General features: G+C 58.0%; 1 protein-coding gene. It reads left to right on the forward strand.

The window, feature by feature from the left end; genetic code table 11:
- Nucleotides 1-111: 111 nt before the first annotated feature.
- Nucleotides 112-394, forward strand: a 283-nt coding sequence (locus KP705_RS18765; RefSeq protein ID WP_215765399.1) for a DUF4158 domain-containing protein, incomplete at its 3' end; no start/stop codon positions are given.

Genomic DNA, 394 nt, shown 5'->3' on the forward strand with positions numbered 1-394 from the left:
GTACCACCTTTATGAGACACAGCACACGGCTGTATTCCATGACGTGTTGCACTTGTCCGGGACAGTCCGTCCAACGATCCCCTTCCGGACACATGAAGGAGACATCCGATCATGGCGCGGCGCCGTCTTCTGACCCGTGAAGCTCTCGCCCGACATTACGAGCCTTCTGTCGATGATCGCGACATCACGAGACATTTTACACTCAGCCAGGATGACTTCGATCTGATCGCAACCCGCCGCGGAGAATCSTCCCGATTGGGTTTCACGATGGTCCTGCTCTCCATGCGCTGGCCGGGACGGGTGCTGGAATCTGGTGAAACACCACCGGCTCCCATTCTGTCATTTGTTGCGCGGCAGCTCGACCTGTCCCCTGGGCTCTGGTCCCATTACGGAC

The sequence above is a fragment of the Gluconobacter sp. P1D12_c genome, from assembly GCF_018812105.1.
Classification (GTDB): Bacteria; Pseudomonadota; Alphaproteobacteria; order Acetobacterales; family Acetobacteraceae; genus Gluconobacter; species Gluconobacter oxydans_A.